18 protein-coding genes are annotated in these 16,486 nt (G+C 69.1%); 6 read left to right on the top strand and 12 right to left on the bottom strand.

All coding sequences use genetic code 11. The annotated features are described in order from the left end of the window. Nucleotides 1-39: 39 nt before the first annotated feature. Nucleotides 40-453 carry a hypothetical protein gene (locus tag AC3WQY_RS05280; RefSeq protein WP_492706413.1) on the bottom strand — a complete coding sequence of 138 codons (414 nt, stop codon included), beginning with the start codon at nt 451-453 and terminating at the stop codon, nt 40-42. A gap of 151 nt (nt 454-604) precedes the next feature. On the opposite strand from AC3WQY_RS05280, the gene AC3WQY_RS05285 reads away from it, so the two are divergent. After that, nucleotides 605-3,289 carry a S9 family peptidase gene (locus AC3WQY_RS05285; RefSeq protein ID WP_492706415.1) on the top strand — a complete coding sequence of 895 codons (2,685 nt, stop codon included), beginning with the start codon at nt 605-607 and terminating at the stop codon, nt 3,287-3,289. 9 nt (nt 3,290-3,298) lie between these two features. Beyond that, nucleotides 3,299-4,366, top strand: coding sequence for an adenosine deaminase (locus tag AC3WQY_RS05290; protein ID WP_492706417.1), 1,068 nt, complete (start codon nt 3,299-3,301; stop codon nt 4,364-4,366). Here AC3WQY_RS05290 and AC3WQY_RS05295 read toward each other — a convergent pair. Together AC3WQY_RS05295 and AC3WQY_RS05300 are read right to left on the bottom strand one after the other, a co-directional pair. Further along, complete coding sequence (locus tag AC3WQY_RS05295) at nt 4,336-4,959, bottom strand: UPF0149 family protein (protein ID WP_285233608.1); 624 nt, start codon at nt 4,957-4,959, stop codon at nt 4,336-4,338. The two genes, AC3WQY_RS05290 and AC3WQY_RS05295, sit on opposite strands and share 31 nt — an antisense overlap. Before the next feature lie 30 nt (nt 4,960-4,989). Next, nucleotides 4,990-5,229: a hypothetical protein gene (locus AC3WQY_RS05300; protein WP_285233607.1), complete on the bottom strand. Its 240-nt coding sequence runs from the start codon at nt 5,227-5,229 to the stop codon at nt 4,990-4,992. Nucleotides 5,230-5,285: 56 nt separating this feature from the next. Here AC3WQY_RS05300 and AC3WQY_RS05305 point away from each other — a divergent pair, with 56 nt between their 5' ends. After that, nucleotides 5,286-6,161 carry an ion transporter gene (locus AC3WQY_RS05305; protein ID WP_492706420.1) on the top strand — a complete coding sequence of 292 codons (876 nt, stop codon included), beginning with the start codon at nt 5,286-5,288 and terminating at the stop codon, nt 6,159-6,161. On the opposite strand, the gene AC3WQY_RS05310 is transcribed toward AC3WQY_RS05305, so the two are convergent. Genes AC3WQY_RS05310 through AC3WQY_RS05320 form a run of 3 tightly spaced genes read right to left on the bottom strand, consistent with a single transcriptional unit; the run spans nt 6,162 to nt 9,038 of the window. Further along, the gene (locus AC3WQY_RS05310) at nt 6,162-6,500 is read right to left on the bottom strand and encodes an EF-hand domain-containing protein (RefSeq protein WP_492706422.1); all 339 of its coding nucleotides are present in this window, start codon (nt 6,498-6,500) and stop codon (nt 6,162-6,164) included. Further along, nucleotides 6,497-8,041 carry a S10 family serine carboxypeptidase-like protein gene (locus tag AC3WQY_RS05315; protein WP_492706424.1) on the bottom strand — a complete coding sequence of 515 codons (1,545 nt, stop codon included), beginning with the start codon at nt 8,039-8,041 and terminating at the stop codon, nt 6,497-6,499. Before AC3WQY_RS05315 ends, AC3WQY_RS05310 begins: the two co-directional genes overlap by 4 nt. A 58-nt stretch (nt 8,042-8,099) precedes the next feature. Further along, nucleotides 8,100-9,038, bottom strand: a complete 939-nt coding sequence (locus AC3WQY_RS05320; protein ID WP_492706426.1) for a DUF808 domain-containing protein — start codon at nt 9,036-9,038, stop codon at nt 8,100-8,102. 70 nt (nt 9,039-9,108) lie between these two features. Between AC3WQY_RS05320 and AC3WQY_RS05325 the strand changes: the two genes are divergently transcribed. From AC3WQY_RS05325 to AC3WQY_RS05335, 3 genes are all read left to right on the top strand, one after another. Next, nucleotides 9,109-9,588, top strand: coding sequence for a thioredoxin family protein (locus AC3WQY_RS05325; protein WP_492706428.1), 480 nt, complete (start codon nt 9,109-9,111; stop codon nt 9,586-9,588). Nucleotides 9,589-9,678: 90 nt separating this feature from the next. Further along, entirely contained in the window at nt 9,679-10,560 is an 882-nt protein-coding gene (locus AC3WQY_RS05330; RefSeq protein ID WP_285233601.1) for a transposase, read from the top strand. Then, the gene (locus tag AC3WQY_RS05335; protein WP_492706430.1) at nt 10,550-11,410 is read left to right on the top strand and encodes an amidohydrolase family protein; all 861 of its coding nucleotides are present in this window, start codon (nt 10,550-10,552) and stop codon (nt 11,408-11,410) included. The genes AC3WQY_RS05330 and AC3WQY_RS05335 overlap by 11 nt, the downstream gene beginning before the upstream one ends. 3 nt (nt 11,411-11,413) lie before the next feature. Here the strand turns inward: AC3WQY_RS05335 and AC3WQY_RS05340 are convergent, their stop codons facing one another. The 6 genes from AC3WQY_RS05340 to AC3WQY_RS05365 all read right to left on the bottom strand — a co-directional run bounded on the left by AC3WQY_RS05340 (nt 11,414) and on the right by AC3WQY_RS05365 (nt 16,402). After that, nucleotides 11,414-11,944 (bottom strand): SRPBCC family protein, encoded by a 531-nt coding sequence (locus AC3WQY_RS05340; RefSeq protein WP_285233599.1) that lies wholly within the window; start codon nt 11,942-11,944, stop codon nt 11,414-11,416. Between the two features lie 359 nt (nt 11,945-12,303). Further along, nucleotides 12,304-12,804: a hypothetical protein gene (locus tag AC3WQY_RS05345; RefSeq protein ID WP_492706433.1), complete on the bottom strand. Its 501-nt coding sequence runs from the start codon at nt 12,802-12,804 to the stop codon at nt 12,304-12,306. Nucleotides 12,805-12,946: 142 nt separating this feature from the next. Continuing rightward, nucleotides 12,947-14,335, bottom strand: a complete 1,389-nt coding sequence (gene glmU, locus AC3WQY_RS05350) for a bifunctional UDP-N-acetylglucosamine diphosphorylase/glucosamine-1-phosphate N-acetyltransferase GlmU (protein WP_492706435.1) — start codon at nt 14,333-14,335, stop codon at nt 12,947-12,949. Nucleotides 14,336-14,385: 50 nt separating this feature from the next. Further along, entirely contained in the window at nt 14,386-15,006 is a 621-nt protein-coding gene (locus tag AC3WQY_RS05355) for a DUF4136 domain-containing protein (protein ID WP_285233596.1), read from the bottom strand. A 71-nt stretch (nt 15,007-15,077) separates the two neighbouring features. Continuing rightward, entirely contained in the window at nt 15,078-16,028 is a 951-nt protein-coding gene (ttcA, locus tag AC3WQY_RS05360; RefSeq protein WP_492706437.1) for a tRNA 2-thiocytidine(32) synthetase TtcA, read from the bottom strand. Nucleotides 16,029-16,033: 5 nt separating this feature from the next. Further along, nucleotides 16,034-16,402 carry a dihydroneopterin aldolase gene (locus tag AC3WQY_RS05365; protein WP_285235524.1) on the bottom strand — a complete coding sequence of 123 codons (369 nt, stop codon included), beginning with the start codon at nt 16,400-16,402 and terminating at the stop codon, nt 16,034-16,036. Between the last annotated feature and the right edge of the window lie 84 nt (nt 16,403-16,486).

Genomic DNA, 16,486 nt, shown 5'->3' on the forward strand with positions numbered 1-16,486 from the left:
CATCGGTATTAGTGCGCGGGTTCGGGCTTGTCGACCGGCTTAGTCGCGGTGTTTGCCGTGGCCATGACCCTTGCCATGATCCTTGCGGCCATGTTCGGGCTCGCCGCGGTAGTCGTCGCCGCCGCCACCGTATTGGCGCGCATACCAGTCTTCCTTCACGAAGTAGACCGGCACGCCGCAGGCGTCATAGCGCCCGCAATGCTTGGCCCAGTTCTTCTGGTGGCCCGGCGGCACGCGCAGATAAATGGGCTGCACCACGCGCCCGGGCGCGCGCTGCACCCAGACCGGCTGCGCCACCACCACCTGCGGCGGCTGCGGCATGTTGCCGATGTCGATGCGGCCGTAGAAGCCGGGTTGGCCGATGCTGACGGATACGCCCACATCGGCTGCCGAGGCCATGCCGGCCAGCAGGGCCAGGCCCAGGGCGCCCAACGATTTTTTGTTGATGATCATCATGTTCCTCCGGTTCGATCAGACCTAGAGCATACGTCCGGGATTGCCCGCCCCTGCCTTTCGCCATGTAGCGTTTTGTGACGTCCCACCTAGAATCCCGCGCCCGGCACTGCAGCCGGTGGAGTCGACGAGCGTGCGAGCAAAGCGAAGCGTGAGCGGAAGTAAGAAAGCGGCGATCCTGGCCGGATCGACCTGGATCATCCTGATGGCCGCCCTGTCCGGTATTGCACCCTGGGCCTGGGCGCAGCCCAAGCCGGCGCCCAGCCTGGAGCAGGTGTTCCGCGAGCAGCCCTACCGCGGCGAGCCCGCCAAGCAGCCGGAGTTCAGCCACAGCGGCCGCTACCTGGCCTATCTGTGGAGCCCCTATGGCGAACCGGGCAGCGATCTGCATGTGGTCGATACGCGCAGCGGCAAGACCCTGCGCCTGAGCTCGCCGGCCCTGATGCAGGCCTTTGACGCGCCCGAGGACCTGGCGCGCTTCGACAAGAAGCTGCTGCAAAAGCGCAGTGAAATGGCCGAGCGCCAGGCGCGCGAGGAGGCGCAGGCCGCCTATCTGCGCGGCGCGGCGGTGGACCTGAACCAGTGGGACGATGCCGCCCTGGCCAGGCTCAAGATCGAGCTGGCCGACAAGAAGACGCGCGACGAGGCCCAGAAGGCCGCCGACAAGGCCGAGGCCGAGGCCGAGAAGCGCGCCGCCGAGGCCCTGGCCGCCCGGCGTGCCGGCAAACCTGCGCCGACATCCGCGCCCGAAGCACCGGCCTCGGCCGCCTCGGCCGTGTCCGCGCCCGCCAAGCCGACCGACAAGGAACTCTGGGAGCTGCGCGACGAGCTCGCGAAGAAGCGGGCCAAGGACAAGCTCAAGCCCGAGGATCTCTATCCGGGCGTGACGCAGCTGGTGTGGGCGAACCAGCGCGATGAGCTGATCCTGCAATACCGCGGCAGCCTGCTGCGCTGGCAGGCCGGGCAGGAGAAGCTGCAGCCCCTGCTGAGCACGCAGCGCCAGCTGCGCGTGGTGGCCTACACGCCCGACGACCAGGGCTTTGTCTTCATGGACGAGAAGCGCGTGTTGCGCGCCCGCTTCGCCAGCGCCGCCGTGCAGGTGCTCAACCGCGAGCTGATCCACCCCGATGACGAGGACAAGAAGTACCGCATCGACGAGACCGTGATCAGCGAGGACGGGCGCTGGATGAGCCTGCTGGCGCGCGCGCCGCTGACCGCGCCCGATGGCAAGAGCCCGCCGCCCAAGCCCGGCCGCCAGGTCGAGATCATGAATTACGGCGAACGCTTCGCCAGCGCCAAGAAGGTGGACCGCGAGGTCTCGGACGACAAGCGCATGGAGCGCCCGCTGGCGCTCTACATCCGCAAGGTGCCAGGTCTTGATAGCGCACCCGCCAAGCAGCCGCAGCCGGTGTTCACGCACAAGGGCGGCGATGGCTGGTTCGAGATCAGCCCGCTGGCCTGGGCGCGCGATGGCAGCCACTACGCCTTCGCCACCTGGGAGCGCGAGAAGGAGCTGTTGCGCGTCTACCTGGGTGGGCCGGACGAGAACGCCAGGCCCGAGCTGGTGCTGGAGCGCCGCGGCGACGTGCACCATGAGCTCGTGAGCGTGCTCAAGCCGCAGTTCACGCCCGATGGCAAGCGCCTGGTGCTGGTGCTGGCCGAGAACGGCTGGCGCCAGCCCCATGCCTACGAGCTGGCCACGCGGCAATGGCAGCCGCTGCTGAAGGGCGAGTTCGAGGCCCACCAGGTGCTGGGCTTCACGCCCGACAGCCAACAGATGTTCGTGCAGTCCAACAAGGACGACCTGGCGGCCATGAACCTCTACCGCGTCGAGCTGAAGAGCGGCGCGATGCAGGCGCTGGGCCAGGCGCCCGATTACCACCGCGGCGGGGTGGTTTCGCACGATGGCCAATGGCTGGCCGCCAATGCGGGCCACTGGGCCCAGCGCCCCGAGCTCAAGCTGCTGCGGGGCCAGGGCAAGCCGGCCGAGCCCAGGGTGCTGACGCAAAGCCATGACCCCGCCTGGGCCGAGGTGGACGTGCTGCAGCCCGAGCGCTTCAGCTACCTGAACCGCCATGGCGACAGCATCCCGGCCTATGTCTTCAAGCCGGCGGGCTGGCAGGCCAGCGACCGGCGCCCGGCCGTGGTCTATACCTACGGCGGCCCGCTGAACGACCGCCATCCGGTCGAAACCGACAGCTTCCAGTCCACCGGTTATCTGTTCGCCATGTATATGGCGGCCAAGCATGGCTATGTGATGGTGACGGTGGACCCGCGCGGCCATTCCAACTATGGCAAGCGTTTCGCCGACGCCAACTTCGAGCAACCCGGCGTGGCCCAGAGCGAAGACCTGGAAGACCTGGTGGCCTATATGAAGGCCAAGCTGGGCGTGGACGCTGCGCGCCTGGGCCTGAACGGCTGGAGCTTCGGCGGCTTCCAGACCCAGCACACGCTCTATACCAAGCCCGATCTGTTCGCCGCCGGCATCGCCGGTGCCGGCCCCACCGAATGGGAGAACTACAACAGCTGGTACAGCGGCCGCACCATCGGCAAGGTGGATCGCACGAAGCCGGTGCTGCGCAAATACTCGCTGCTGCCCCTGGCCAGGAATCTGAAGAAGCCGCTGCTGCTGGTGCATGGCATGCAGGACCCGAACGTGCTCTACCAGGACACGGTGAACGTCTACCGCGCGCTGCTGGAGTCGGGCAAGGAGGCGCTGGTCGACCTGTTCCTGGACCCCGACGGCGAGCATGGCCTGGGTGGCGCGGTCAAGACGGTGGGCTGGCATCGCAAGTACGAGGCCTTCTGGCTGCAGCATCTCGGCAAGGTGCAGTAAGCTGGGCTCATGCCCGGCCCATCAGACTTCGCCTCCATCCCCCGCTCGGCCTTGCCCGCGCTCTTGCGCGCGGCCCCCAAGGCCGAGCTGCACATCCATATCGAGGGTTCGCTGGAGCCCGAGCTGATCTTCCGGCTCGCGCAACGCAACGGCCTGAGCCTGCCCTATGCCAGCGTGGACGCGCTGCGCGCCGCCTACGCCTTCAGCGACCTGCAGTCCTTTCTGGACATCTACTACGCCGGTGCCAGCGTGCTGCTGCAGGAGCAGGACTTCTTCGACATGGCCTGGGCCTATCTCGAGCGTGCCGCCGCCGATGGCGTGGTGCATGCCGAGATCTTCTTCGACCCCCAGACCCATACGGCGCGCGGCGTGCCCATGGGCACGCTCATCCAGGGCCTGCGGCGCGCCTGCCGCCGCGCCGAGGCGGAACTGGGCCTGAGCGCCGTGTTGATCCTGTGCTTTCTGCGCCACCTCAGTGAAGACGAGGCCCTGGCCACGCTGGAGGCGGCGCTGCCCTGGCGCGCCGACTTCATCGGCGTGGGCCTGGACAGCAGCGAGCTGGGCCACCCGCCCGAGAAGTTCGCGCGCGTGTTTGCGCGTGCCCGCGCGCTCGGCCTGCACCTGGTGGCGCATGCGGGCGAAGAGGGGCCGCCGGCCTATGTGTGGAGCGCGCTCGATGTGCTGAAGGTGCAGCGCATCGACCATGGCGTGCGCAGCCTGGAGGATGCCGCCCTGGTGGCGCGCCTGGCCGCCGAGCGCATGCCGCTCACCGTCTGCCCGCTCTCCAACATCAAGCTCCGCGTCTTCAAGACCCTGGCCGAGCACAATCTGCCGGCCCTGCTGGACGCCGGCCTGTGCGCGACGGTGAATTCAGACGACCCGGCCTACTTCGGCGGCTATCTGAACGACAACCTCGAGCAATGCTTCGAGGCGCTGCCGGCCCTGCATGGCGGCCATGCCTGGCAACTCTTGAGCAATAGCTTCGAGGCCAGCTTCGTGGCACCCGAACGGAAGCGCCGCTGGCAGGCGGCGCTGGATGCCGCTTTTCAGTCAGCCTTGAGCGCAGCGGCGAGCTGAAGCACCGCCTCCGGCACCTCGCGGCTGAGCGCGTCGTGCAGGGCCTCGTCGTTCAGGCGCGCCTGGTCTTCGGGCGTGAGCTGCGATTCATCGCCGCCCAGCAGGGCGATCGGCGCCAGCGCGGCGGCCAGCTCGGCGTCCCGGAAGCGCGGTGCCCAGGCATCGGCGGCCTGGTCCACGCCCAGCATGAAGCCGATGCACCAGTCCTCGGCGTCGGTGAGCTCCTGCTCGTCCTCGGTGACGGCGATGCTGAAGATCGGCTCCCAGGCGTCCGGGCGCTCGCTGAGCTGCACCGCGATGCTGCGCAGATGGCGCAGCACCAGCATCATCACGCGCTTCTTCTGCTTGCCGCTCACAAAGGGGGCGGTGCCATCGGCACCGTCGCCACCCCAGACCAGGGGCAGCCAGTCGGCGCCGGGCAGCTCCGCCAGGGCCTTGGGGCTGAGCAGCAGGGCGGTGAGGTAGCCGTCCATGGCCTCGATATTCATCGCCGCCTCGCTGGGCAGCTTGGTCAGCATGTCGTCCAGCGTCGAGAGTTCCTCGTCGTTGAGCGGCAGGTAGTCGGAGGCGGGGTTGTAGCTGGGGTATTCCATGGGGCGTGTTCGCTGGGATTCTTTTTCTGCTCAACCGTGTCGGCCATGCCGACTCTTGGGCTTCTTGGCGTCGAATTCGGCGATCTGCGTCTTCAGCAGCAGCATCAGCACGCGGGCGTTGGCCTCGGTCATGGTGATCACGCTGCTGGGCTCGATGCCCTCGACCGGTTGGCGCGGATTGATGATGGCGTCGATCTTGAAGATGACTTCGCCATGGCCGGTGGTGGTCGCGGCCTTGAATTTCTGGATTTCGACGGTGTGGGTTTTCATGGGCCGGCAACACTTGCGGGAAAGCCCGAGGTTATCAGCTGCGCTAGGCTTGGCGAATGCGTGCACATCAAAGAAATCAGGCGGCGACCGAGCTCGGCAAGCCGCTCAGCGGCTGGCGCCTGCGCTGCTACACCATCATCTTCGAGGCCGACACCCGTGCCGGCCGGGCCTTCGACATCGCCCTGGTGCTGCTGGTGCTGGCCAGCGTGGCCCTGGTGGTGGCCGAGAGCGTGGCCGGCATCCGCGCCCGCCATGGCGCTTGGCTGAACGCGGCCGAGCTGCTCTTCACCGGGGTGTTCACGCTCGAATACCTGCTGCGCCTGGCCTCGGTGCGCCACCCCTGGCGCTACGCGCGCAGCTTCTACGGCATGGTGGATCTGCTGGCGGTGCTGCCCACCTATCTGGCCCTGATCGTGCCCGAGCTGTTCGTGCTGGTGGACGTACGCGTGCTGCGCCTGCTGCGCGTGTTCCGCATCTTCAAGCTGCACGCCTATGTGGCCGAGTTCAGCGGGCTGGCGTTGGCCCTGCGCGCCAGCGCGCGCAAGATCATGGTGTTTCTGTCGGTGGTGCTGATGGTGGTGCTCATCATGGGCACGCTGATGTATGTGGTGGAGGGCCCCGAGCATGGCTACACCAGCATTCCCACCGGGGTCTACTGGGCCATCACCACCATGACCACGGTGGGCTTTGGCGACATCACGCCCAAGACCGACCTGGGCCGGCTGATCGCCTCGCTGATGATGATGCTGGGCTGGGGCGTGCTGGCCGTGCCCACCGGCATCGTCACCGCCGAGATGACGGCGCAGCGCCAGGGCCGGCCCAGCACCACGCGCAGCTGCCATGAATGCCTCAGCGAAGGCCATCTGCCCGAGGCGAACTTCTGCCGCCAATGCGGCGCCAGGCTGCCCCCCTACCAGCGCGACGCGCTCTGATCAGAGGCTTTGCTGGCGCAGCAGATAGGCCTGCACCTCGGCCAGGCTGACCTCGCCGCGGCCGCTGCCGTCGATGCGGGCGAAATGCTGCACCAGCCAGCCGAAGCCGGCCGCGCGCGCCTCGGCCAGCGTGAGGGCGCCGCGGCGCCGCACATCGGCCTGCTGGAATTGCGTGGCCAGCTTGGCCTGCACCTGGGCGCGCAGCGCCTGGCCGCGCGTGGGCGGCGCCAGCGGCGCCTGGCGTGCGGCCGGCGGCAGCCAGGGATCGGCCAGCGTCGGGGCCTGGGCCAGGCTCAAGCCCTGCGCAAGGGCCAGCGCCAGCGGCAGCATGCTTCTCATGGGGCACCCCCGAGGCTGGTGAGGAAGCCGGCCAGATCGGCCCGCAGGGCGGGCCGCACCTGGTCGTCCAGATAGGTCATGTGGCCGCCCACATAGCGCCTGAGCTGGAGGCCGGCGGGCTGTGGCGCCAGCCTTGCCAGGTCTTGCTCGGTGAGCCGGAAGGGGGTGGCGAGGTCGTGGTAGCCGCCTATCACCAGCAGCTTGAGCGTGGGCCTGAGGCCGAAGGCGAGCGCCAGGTCGGGGATGGCGTCGGGCAGCTCATGGCCATCGTGGCGCCATTGCCATTGCTCGATCACCTCGTTGTTGACGAGGCGGTAGTTCACGCTCGCCTGGTACTTGAGGTTGCCGCGCAGGTGCTCGGCGATGCTGCTGACGAAGGCGGCCGTGAGCACGGTGCTGGACGGGTCGCCCTCGCTGGCGAGCGCGTCGTTGACGCCGGCGGCCACGCGGGCGTCGTAGCGGCCGATCAGCTGGCTGGGCAGCAGCAGGCGCCGGAAGCGCTCGGGATAGAGCAGCGGCTCGGCCTGCCAGGTGCTGGCGGCCAGGCCGCTGTAGTCGCCCAGCTGCTGCGCGATCGGTGCCGCCAGCGCCAGGCGCTGCGTCAGCCAGGCCTGCGCGGCCGGCTCGTACTGCGCCTCGGCATAGGCGATCACCTGCTGCTCGAAGCTGGGCAGCTCGGTGGGCACCGGCCGGGCGCGCTGGAACCAGGCCGCCGCCGCCGCGTAGCTGGGCACGAAGGCGCTGCAGCTGAGCCGGCCGGGGTCGAGCACGGCGCAGTTGCTGTTGTAGTTGAGGATGGCCGATTGCAGCACCACGCCCTGCAGCGGCGCACCGGCGGCGAGCAGGGCCGCGGCCAGGATGGGCGAACGCAGGCCGCCATAGGATTCGCCGAACAGCACCAGGGGCGAGGCCTGGCGCTGGAACTTGGCGGTGTAGCGCAGCACGAAGTCGCGGAACAGCAGGGCGTCGGCATCCACGCCCCAGAAGCTGCGGTTGCTGTTGGGGGCGATGGCCTGCGAATAACCGGTGCCGACCGCGTCGACGAACACCAGATCGGCCTCGCGCAGCAGGGTCTGGGGGTTGTCCACCATGCGGTAGGGCTGGGGCACCGTGGTGGCCGGCATGGGGGCGGCCAGGCGCTTGGGCGCGTAGGAGCCCAGGTGCAGCCACACTGAGGCCGAGCCCGGCCCGCCGTTGTAGAAGAACACCAGTGGCCGGTTCGCGCTGGCCACGCCCTTGCGGGTGTAGGCCACGTAGAAAATGCTGGCCTTGGCGGCGCCGCTCACTGGGTCGCTGGCGGTGAGGTGGCCGGTGTCGGTCTGGTAATCGATCGGCGTGCCGTCCAGGCTCAGCTGCTGGCTGGTCTGCACCGAGCTTTCGGTGGCGCTGGGCAGCGCGGCGTTGGCGTCCAGCGCATAGCGCACCGGGTCATTCAGCAGGCCGCCCTCGACGCCGGGCGGCACATCCGACGCCGCCGTGCCGCCGCCGCCGCCACCGCAGGCAGCCAGCAGCAAGGCCAGCAAACTGGCCCATCCGGTCATCCGCCTGGCGTGCAGCATCTGGGGCCCTCCCGAGTGGCTGCACTATGCCACCCGCGCCTCAGCGCCTCAAGTGGCGCCAGACACCCTGGCCCAGGCTCAGGCCGCCCAGCACCAGCGCGCCCGCGAGCACGCCCAAGAGGCCGTTCAGCAGCATGCCGCCCAGGCTCTGGGTGAGGGCGGCAAAACCTGACCCCGAAGCCTCGGCCAGGCGCGCCAGCAGGGCCTCGGCGGGGTGGCTCAGCACCGGCAGGCCATGGGCCAGGATGCCGCCGCCCACCAGGAACATCGCCGCGGTGCCGGCGACCGACAGGCCGCGCATCAGCCAGGGGGCTGCCGCCAGGATGGCGCGGCCAAGCTGCTGCGCCAGCGCGGCGGGGCGGCGCTGCAGGTACAGGCCCAGATCGTCGAGCTTGACGATGCCGGCCACGAAGCCGTACACGCCCACCGTCATCAGCGCCGCCACCCCGGCCAGCACCAGCAGCTGGGTGCCCAGGCCGGCCGCGGCCACGGTGCCCAGGGTGATGGCGATGATCTCGGCCGAGAGGATGAAATCGGTGCGGATCGCGCCCTGGATGCGCTCGCGCTCCAGCGCCAGCAGGTCGACGGCCGGGTCCATCAAGGCCTCGGCCAGCGCGCGCTCATGCGCCATATCGTCCTCGCCATGCAGGAACTGGTGGGCGATCTTCTCGAAGCCCTCGAAACACAGGTAGGCGCCGCCCACCATCAGCAGCGGCGTCACCGCCCAGGGCAGGGTGGCGCTGATCGCCAGTGCCGCCGGCACCAGGATGGCCTTGTTCCTGAGCGAGCCCTTGGCCACCGCCCAGACCACCGGCAGCTCGCGCTCGGCCGCCACGCCGCTGACCTGCTGGGCGTTCAGCGCCAGATCGTCGCCCAGCACGCCGGCGGTCTTCTGCGCCGCCATCTTGGAGAGGAAGGCCACATCGTCGAGCAGGGTGGCGATGTCGTCGATCAGGGTCAGCAGGCTGGATCCGGCCATGGTGTCGGGGCTTTCAGGGGGATTCTGGCAAGGCCGCAGTTGTACCTCATGACGATGGCACACTGGCGGCATGAAGCTACGCCAATCCCTGATCTCCTGCGGTCTCATGCTGGCCGCCTGCCTGAGCCCCCTGACCGCGGCTGCCCAGGGCAGCGCCAAGCCGGTCTACAACGAGCAGGCCGATGCGCGCGCCGAGCTGAATCTGGCGCTCAGCCAGGCGAACGCCCAGCGCAAGAATGTGCTGGTGGTGTTCGGCGCCAACTGGTGCAAGGACTGCCTGGCGCTGGACGCCAAGCTGGCCGAGGGCAAGCTGCAGGCCGAAAGCAGCCGGCGCTTCGTGACGCTGAAGGTCAATGTCGGGCGCTTCGACCGCAACACCGACCTGGCCGCGCAGATGGGCGTGCCGCTGAAGAAGGGCATCCCGGCCGTGGCGGTGCTGGGCGCCGACGGCCAGGTGCTCAGCGCCACCGGCGGCGGCGAGCTGGCCGACGCGCGCGGCATGGGCGACGAGGCCGTGCTCAAGGTGCTGGACGGCCTCAAGACGCATTGAACTCGGCGGGGTTCAGACTTGACCCCCGGCCACTCGCAAGCTTGGGGGTCAGGCCTTGCCTTTTGGGCATGGGTGGCCTAAGTTGCCAGCATGGCCAGACCTCTACGCATTGAAATTCCCGGTGCTGTCTACCATGTCGCCTCCAAGGGCGATGCTGGCGCAGCGGTGTTCCACGACGACGCGGACCGCCGCGCCCTGCTGGCGGTGATCGCCCAGGCCATGGAGCGCTTCGACGCCCAGGTGCTGGCCTATCACTTCGGGCATGACGGTTACGAGCTGTTGCTGTTCACGCGCCAGGCCAACCTCTCGCGCCTGATGCGCCATCTGAACGGCGTCTATACCCAGGGTTACAACCGCCGCCACGGCGGCTCCGGCAATCTGTTCCAGGGCCGCTTCAAGGCGGTGCTGGTGGACCGCGAGGCCATGCTGCTGGAGGTCTGCCGGCATGTGGATCAGGCCGCCGTGCGCGCCGGCCTGGCCAAGACGCCGCAGGGCTGGCCCTGGTCCAGCTATGCCGCCCATGCCGGCGCCGCGGCGGCGCCCGAGTGGCTGGAGGTGCAGGGGCTGTGGTCCTACCTGATCGGCAAGCCGGCCCAGGCCGCGGCCGACCGCAAGCGCGCCGCCCAGCGCTACGAGCGCCTGCTGGCCGAGGGTGCCGGCCCCGATGTCTGGCAGCAGTTGCGCCACCAGATCTTTCTGGGCGATGAGGCCTTTGCGGCGCGCATGCAGCAGCTGGCGCCAGCGCCCAAGCGCGCGTCGGCGGGCAGTGGCCGCGCCGCGGGCCTGCGCGCGCGCCTCTGGCGCCCATGGCGGGATTGGCTGCGCGAATGCGGCAGCCGCGAGGAGGCGCTGTACCGCGCCCACACCGAGGGCGGGCTGTCGATGACCGGGCTGGCGCATGAGCTGGGCCTCTCGGTCTCGCGCGTCAGCCGCCTGATCGCCGGGCACGAGCGCAGCCTGCATGCGCATTGAGCGCCTGCCGGTCCTGCTGGCCCTGCTGAGCCTGGCCGGCACGCTGCCGGCCCAGCCCTACCAGGGCCCCTTGTTCGACGCCCATCTGCACTACAACGTCGAGGCTCAGCAGCCCCATCCGCTGGCCGATGTGCTGGGCCGCATGCAGCGCAGCGGGGTGCGCGCCATCGTCGCCAACAGCCGGCCGAATGCCGGCACCCTGAGCCTGGCGACGGCGCTGGACGCGACGCGTGCGGCCGGCGTGCGCGTCGTGCCCTTTGTGCGCCTGTACCGCGACCGCGCCGACTACGGCGGCTGGTTTGCCGACGAGAGCATCTACCAGATGGTGCTGGACGAACTGGCCCGCGGCACGCCGGCCGGGCCCTATCGCGGCCTGGGCGAGTTCCATCTCTACGACAGCGCCAACGCCGACGGGCCGGTGACCATCAAGCTGATGCGCCTGGCCGAGCAGCGCGGCCTGCTGGTGCTGGCCCATGTGGACGAGGTGGCGATAGGCAAGCTGATGGCGCATGCGCCCAAGGCGCGCCTGATCTGGGCCCATACCGGCATCGGCGGCGCACCGATCGCGCGCGTGCGCGAGCTGCTGCAGCGCTATCCGGGCCTGCTGGCCGAGCTGTCCTACCGGCCAGGGCTCACCGAGGCGGGCGGCCATCTGAGCCCGGCCTGGCAGGAGCTGCTGAGCCAGCAGCCCGAGCGCTTCCTGATCGGCTCGGACACCTGGATCAACCAGCGCTGGCAGTATTACGAGGGCCTGATGGACGAGGCCCGGCTCTGGCTCGGCGATCTGCCCGCGCCGGCAGCGCGCCTGATTGCCTGGGGCAATGGCGCGCGCCTGTTCGGCCTGGATTGAGGTTCAGGGCGTCTCGGCCACCGTCTTGAGCTTGGCGAGGCCGGCCTCGAAGTCCTTGCCCACCATGCCGTCGGCGAACAGCGCCATCCAGTGGAACAAGGGGTTCTTGCCCATGTCGCCGTTCATCACCCAGCTGACCTGGGTGCCGCCGTTCGCGGCCTGGAAGCGCAGCTCGCCGCCCGAGGTGGTGCCGAAATCGGGGAAGTAGAGGTCGTAGGCCACGCGCAAGCCGGGTTCGGCGGCGGTGAAGCTCATGCGGCCGTCACCCTCGGTCTTGCTCTTCCAGGCCCAGACCGCGCCGACGCCCGACTCGGGGCCGCTGTAGTCGATCTGCATCTGCGGGTCGCGTGCGTTCCACACCGACCATTGCTTCCAATGCCTGGGGTTGGCCACCAGGGCATAGACCTTGTCGGGTGGGGCCTGGATCTGCAGGCTGCGCGAGACGGTGAATTTGGACGACAGCGCCAGCCCGCCAGCGTAGAGCAGGGCGATCAGGCCCACGATGACGATCAACAGCCACTTGAGGATCTTCATGCCGCACCCCAGAAATGTTGGTGCGCGCAGCATGCGTTAGCCGCGTCTGTCGACGCAAGCGGGCAAGACCCTAGGAGTCTGGGCGGCAGAGGGCGTGGCCCGCGTTGGGCCTGCAAGGGGGTGCAGGCAAGGCGCGAAGCGCAGTCGGGTTGGGCACCCGGCGAGCATTCGCAACGCCGTATGCGCCCCCTTGCAGGCCCAACCCGAAGGGCCGGGGCGATTTGCGACGCCATGCGGCGTTGCCCGCTCGTTGTGGGGCTCGGCCCCACGGCCTCGCGGGCGCCTTGCCTGGCACCGCAACTCACCCCGGCGCGGGCCACGCCCTCTGCCGCCCAGGCTCCTAGGAGCTCGCCAGGCTCCTAGTGCAGCGCGTGCGCCGGTGCGGTGGGGCAGGCGGCGTCGGTGAGTTCGCTTTGCTCGGCCTGATCCCAGGCGGCCTGCGTGAGTTCGCGCGCGGCGGCGAGCTGGTGGCAGAGTTCGAACACGCCCAGCCCGTCGGTCTCACCCACCGGCTCGGCCTGGGCGCTGGCGCCCAGATCGGCGGGCAGATCGGCCAGCGCACCCAGCAGCTCGAACAGCAGCTCCAGCGTGGGCTCGCCGGGCTCCTGCTGGCGTGCCAGGCCGAGGCTGCGGCAGAGGTAGTAGCAGGCCTTGGCGGCGTCATCGCACTGGGCGTGATAGAGGGCCAGATGCTCCAGGGTCTCGCTGCGCGCGGCCTGGTCCTGCTGTTCACGCTGATCCGCGGCCTGGTCCAGGCCTGTTTTCAAGCTGTCGATGACGATGCCTTCGGGCGCATTGCCGCATTCACCCCCCAGCGCCTGAAGCTGCTGCTGTTGGGTCGATCTGCTTTTTCGCGCCATGGTGGTCTTCCTGTCCGACTGCTTGAGCCTGAATGCTAGGCCAAGCCGCTCGGCTTGCTGCCCCCCGTTCCGGTGGCAGGCGGGCCCATGCTAGGTGCAGGGCGGGAATTTGTCACGCGCGCAAGCCCCTAGACGCTACAGATCAGCGCTTCTTGGCCGGGCGCTGCCAGCCGCTGATGGCCACCTGTTTGCCGCGCGCCACACTCAGCTCGCCCTCGCCCACATCCTTGGTGATGGTGGAGCCACCGCCAATGGTGGCGCCGGCGCCGATGCTGACCGGGGCCACCAGCACGCAGTTGGAGCCCACGTGCACGTCGGCACCGATGACGGTGCGGTGCTTGTTGGCGCCGTCGTAGTTGGCGGTGATGGAGCCGGCGCCGTAGTTGACGCGCTCGCCCACCGTGGCATCGCCCAGATAGGCCAGGTGGTTGGCCTTGGCGCCCTTGGCCAGGGTGGAATTCTTGACCTCGACGAAGTTGCCGATGTGCACCTCTTCGCCCAGCTCCGCACCCGGGCGCAGGCGCGCGAAGGGGCCGATCAGCGCGCCCGCGCCGATCTTCACGCCGGCGCTCTCGCCATCGATATGGGTGAACTCGTGGATGCGTGCGCCGGCCGCGATGCTGGCGTTGCGGATCACGCAGTTGGCGCCGATGCGCACGCCGTCGCCCAGCGAGACCTGACCCTCGAACACGCAGTTGACGTCGATCTCCACGTCCTGGCCGCAGCTCAGGGACCCGCGCAGGTCGAAGCGCGCCGGGTCGGCCAGGCGCACGCCGGCTTGTTCCATCAGCGCCTCGGCCTGCTCGCGCTGGTGGCGGCGCTCCAGGTCGGCCAGTTGCAGGGGGCTGTTGACGCCCAGCACCTCGGTCTCGTTGGGGGCGGCAATGCCCACCACCGGCACGCCCTCGGCCACCGCCATCGCGACGATGTCGGTCAGGTAGTACTCGCCCTGGGCGTTGTTGTTGTTCAGCTGCGCGACCCAGCGCTTCAGCGCGCCTGTGGGGGCGGCCATCATGCCGGTATAGCCCTCGCGGATCTGGCGCTGCTCCGGCGTCGCATCCTTGTGCTCGACGATGGCCTGCACGGCGCCATCAGCACCGCCGCCGGCGCGCACGATGCGGCCGTAGCCGGCGGGATCGGCCAGCACGATGGTGAGCAGCGCGAGGCGCTCGCCGGCGCAGGCCTGCACCAGGCGGTTGGCGGTCTCGGCCTTGATGAGGGGCACGTCGCCATTCAGGATCAGGGTGGTGCCCTCGCCCTGCAGCGCCGGCACCACCTGCTGGATCGCATGGCCGGTGCCCAGCTGCGGCAGCTGGCGCACGAAGCTGATGCCGGGTGCCGCCACGGCGCGCTCAACCTCGTCCGCGCCATGGCCGGTGATGACGATGCGCGCCTGCGCGTCGAGGCCCGCGGTGGTGCCCAGCACATGGGCCAGCAGCGAGCGGCCGGCCACCTTGTGCAGCACCTTGGGCAGTGCGGACTTCATGCGGGTACCCTTGCCCGCGGCCATGATCACCAGATTCAGCGCCATCGCGACTCCAATTTTTGAAGCCGCGATTATCGCGGCGCCGCTGACGGCGGCTATTTCGCGCCGACCTGCACCGTGATGCGATGCACTTCCGGTCGGGTTTGTGGGAAGTCGCCCATGGCCGCCTGCATCAGCCCGCCCACCAGGGCCGCATCGCCCTGGGTGATGCCGTCGTTGCTGGCGCGCGCTTCATACAGCGGTTCGCCGCTGGCGCGCTCGCGCAGCAGCAGGGCCACCTCGCGGTCATAGCGTTTCTCCGTCAGGTCCAGGCCGGCAAAGCCGCCCACGCGGCCGCGCCCGAAGCCATGGCGCCAATTCGCATAACCGATATGCCAGCGCCACCACAGCGGGTCGTCCCAGGGGGCGCGGTCCAGCGCGCTGACGCGCGCACCCAGGGTCACCAGGATGTCGGCGCTCTTGGCGTCGGTGGCGGGTCGGAAGCCGGCCTTCTCAAGCGCCAGGCGGGCGCTGTCCTCGAGCGCGTCCTGGCGCTTGTCGCCCTGCTGCGAGGGCAGGCGCTCGAAGGCATAGAGCCCGGGCTTGCGGCCCTCGGGCCAGGCGCCGAAGGTCTGCACATCGGCGCTGAGGGTGTAGATGCCGGAGCAGGCCGCCAGCGTGGCGAGGCCCAGGGCGGCGGCAGTGATGATGAGGGCGGTACGTCGCGTCGTTGTCATGGCAGGCCTCCTGTGCTGTTCTCAACAGCGCCATTGTGGCCCTTCCATGTTGACGCTTTGTAAAGCGCCGCTCAGTCGTCGTTGCGGTGCAGCTTGATCACCGAGGGTGCGGTCGGCGCGCCGCTGCCGCAGGCCTCGTCCTCGTCGAAGGCGATGTCGCCATCGGGCATGGGCGCGCCGGTGGCCTTGATGGTCTGGAAGGGGAAGAGCTCGCGGTCCATCATGTGCGAGGTGACGATATTGCTCATCGCGGTGAACATATTGTCGACCCGGCCCGGGTACTTCTTCTCCCACTCGCGGATCATGGCCTTGACCTGCACGCGCTGCAGGTTCTCCTGGCTGCCGCAGAGGTTGCAGGGAATGATGGGGAACTCGCGGTGCGCGGCCCAGCGCACCAGGTCTTCCTCGGCCACATAGGCGAGCGGGCGGATCACGACGTTTTTGCCGTCGTCGCTGACCAGCTTGGGCGGCATGCCCTTCATGCGGCTGCCGAAGAACATGTTCAGCAGCAGGGTCACGACGATGTCGTCGCGGTGGTGACCCAGCGCGATCTTGGTGGCGCCCAGCTCGCCGGCCACGCGGTAGAGGATGCCGCGGCGCAGGCGCGAGCACAGGCTGCAGGTGGTCTTGCCTTCGGGGATCAGGCGCTTGACGATGGCATAGGTGTCCTGCGTCTCGATGTGGAAGTCCACGCCGCGCGATTTCAGATATGTGGGCAGCACATCGGCCGGGAAGCCGGGCTGCTTCTGGTCGAGGTTGACGGCGACGATGTCGAACTTGATCGGCGCGCGCTGCTTCAGGTTGATGAGGATGTCCAGCAGGGCGTAGCTGTCCTTGCCGCCGGACAGGCAGACCATCACCTTGTCGCCGTCCTCGATCATGTTGAAGTCGCCGATGGCCTGGCCCACCTGGCGATGCAGGCGCTTGGAGAGCTTGTTGATCTCCAGCGCAGCCTTCTTTTCGGCTTGCTTGGCCGCTGCCGCGGCGTCCAGTTCGGGGGTGAGGGTGTCGGTCGTCGTCATGGGGTTCACCATTGGCCGCATTCGGCGCTGATTGCGACTTGGCAGTCGGGGAAGATTTCGAGCTTGGTCACCTTGATGCGCACGCCCACCACGCCGGGCAGCTTCATCAGCCGGGTGCAGAGCTTGCCCAGCAGGGCTTCGAGCAGGTCGGTGTGTTCGGCGGTGCACTCGTCGATGATGATGCTGCGCACGCGCCGGTAGTCCAGCACATGGCCGATGTCGGCGTCGCGCGAGACGATCATCTGGGCGCCCAGGTTGACCTCGGCGTCCACCTGGATGGGCTGGGGGCCTTCGCGCTCGAAGTCCAGCACGCCCAGGTTGGCGCCGAAGCGCAGCCCCTGCAGATTGATGACCTGGCGGTTGTTGCGGCGCAGGGCCAGCGGCACCTGGCCCTCGCGCAGGGGGCGCAGAAAGCTCTCCACCGCCTTGGCCGCCACCACGCCGTCGCCCAGCGCGGT

This window comes from Roseateles sp. FW301-B2, from assembly GCF_058788955.1.

Bases quoted from the DNA above. Each gene is read 5' to 3' on its own strand.
- AC3WQY_RS05305 (WP_492706420.1), top strand. From the start codon at position 5,286: ATGCGTGCACATCAAAGAAATCAGGCGGCGACCGAGCTCGGCAAGCCG.
- AC3WQY_RS05315 (WP_492706424.1), bottom strand. From the start codon at position 8,041: ATGACCGGATGGGCCAGTTTGCTGGCCTTGCTGCTGGCTGCCTGCGGT.
- AC3WQY_RS05330 (WP_285233601.1), top strand. From the start codon at position 9,679: ATGGCCAGACCTCTACGCATTGAAATTCCCGGTGCTGTCTACCATGTC.
- ttcA (WP_492706437.1), bottom strand. From the start codon at position 16,028: ATGACGACGACCGACACCCTCACCCCCGAACTGGACGCCGCGGCAGCG.
- AC3WQY_RS05345 (WP_492706433.1), bottom strand. From the start codon at position 12,804: ATGGCGCGAAAAAGCAGATCGACCCAACAGCAGCAGCTTCAGGCGCTG.
- AC3WQY_RS05320 (WP_492706426.1), bottom strand. From the start codon at position 9,038: ATGGCCGGATCCAGCCTGCTGACCCTGATCGACGACATCGCCACCCTG.
- AC3WQY_RS05280 (WP_492706413.1), bottom strand. From the start codon at position 453: ATGATCATCAACAAAAAATCGTTGGGCGCCCTGGGCCTGGCCCTGCTG.
- AC3WQY_RS05300 (WP_285233607.1), bottom strand. From the start codon at position 5,229: ATGAAAACCCACACCGTCGAAATCCAGAAATTCAAGGCCGCGACCACC.
- AC3WQY_RS05335 (WP_492706430.1), top strand. From the start codon at position 10,550: ATGCGCATTGAGCGCCTGCCGGTCCTGCTGGCCCTGCTGAGCCTGGCC.
- glmU (WP_492706435.1), bottom strand. From the start codon at position 14,335: ATGGCGCTGAATCTGGTGATCATGGCCGCGGGCAAGGGTACCCGCATG.
- AC3WQY_RS05290 (WP_492706417.1), top strand. From the start codon at position 3,299: ATGCCCGGCCCATCAGACTTCGCCTCCATCCCCCGCTCGGCCTTGCCC.
- AC3WQY_RS05355 (WP_285233596.1), bottom strand. From the start codon at position 15,006: ATGACAACGACGCGACGTACCGCCCTCATCATCACTGCCGCCGCCCTG.
- AC3WQY_RS05340 (WP_285233599.1), bottom strand. From the start codon at position 11,944: ATGAAGATCCTCAAGTGGCTGTTGATCGTCATCGTGGGCCTGATCGCC.
- AC3WQY_RS05295 (WP_285233608.1), bottom strand. From the start codon at position 4,959: ATGGAATACCCCAGCTACAACCCCGCCTCCGACTACCTGCCGCTCAAC.
- AC3WQY_RS05325 (WP_492706428.1), top strand. From the start codon at position 9,109: ATGAAGCTACGCCAATCCCTGATCTCCTGCGGTCTCATGCTGGCCGCC.
- AC3WQY_RS05310 (WP_492706422.1), bottom strand. From the start codon at position 6,500: ATGAGAAGCATGCTGCCGCTGGCGCTGGCCCTTGCGCAGGGCTTGAGC.